At 64.2% G+C, this 704-nt stretch carries 1 protein-coding gene; it reads left to right on the forward strand.

Features of this window, described 5'->3' with window-relative positions; translation table 11 throughout:
• Positions 1-704 (forward strand): DUF1214 domain-containing protein (locus PMI28_RS25070; protein ID WP_007982607.1); only part of this gene is annotated, 704 nt, incomplete at both ends.

The raw sequence follows: 704 nt of genomic DNA on the forward strand, positions 1-704 counted from the left end.
TGCACCGCCTGTGGCTGCGCCAGCCATTGACTGGCAACCCTGGGACAGCAAGACCGGGTTGGGGCCGGAGTTCATTGCGGCGCTGAACCAGATCCTCAGCCTGTGTCCCACGCAACCGTCCGAACAAGCCTTGCGCGCACGCTTTGCGCGGATCGGCATCGTGCCGGGTCAGGCTTTCGATGTAACGGCACTGCCGGCTGATGTGCGCCAGGCGCTGCTCGCCGGGATTCAGGATGCCCAGGCGCAACTGCAAACCGCAGTGAGCCAGGTACGCACCACCCTCGGCCTGTTCGGCACTCGCGAAGCGCTGAACGGCAATTACCTCAACCGCGCCGTCGCGGCGAATGTCGGCATCTACGGAAACAGCGTGGAAGAGGCCTTCTACACCGGCACCCGCATGGATAATCAGGGGCAACCCTTGCAGGGCGGGCGTAGCTATCGCCTGCGTTTCGCACCCGGTCAATTACCGCCGGCCAGCGAGTTCTGGTCGTTGACGTTGTATGACTTGCCGGACCGGCAACTGGTGGCCAACCCGATCAATCGCTACTGCTTGAGCAGCCGGGATCGTTTGCAAGTGGACGCGGACGGCGGGTTGACGTTGATCCTGCAGAACACCGCTCCGCCGGAGCAGAGCAACTGGTTGCCGACGCCAGCAAGCGGGGCGTTCACCCTGGTCCTGCGCCTGTATGGACCCGGGCAGCAGG

This window comes from Pseudomonas sp. GM48 (genome assembly GCF_000282335.1).
Classification (GTDB): domain Bacteria; phylum Pseudomonadota; class Gammaproteobacteria; order Pseudomonadales; family Pseudomonadaceae; genus Aquipseudomonas.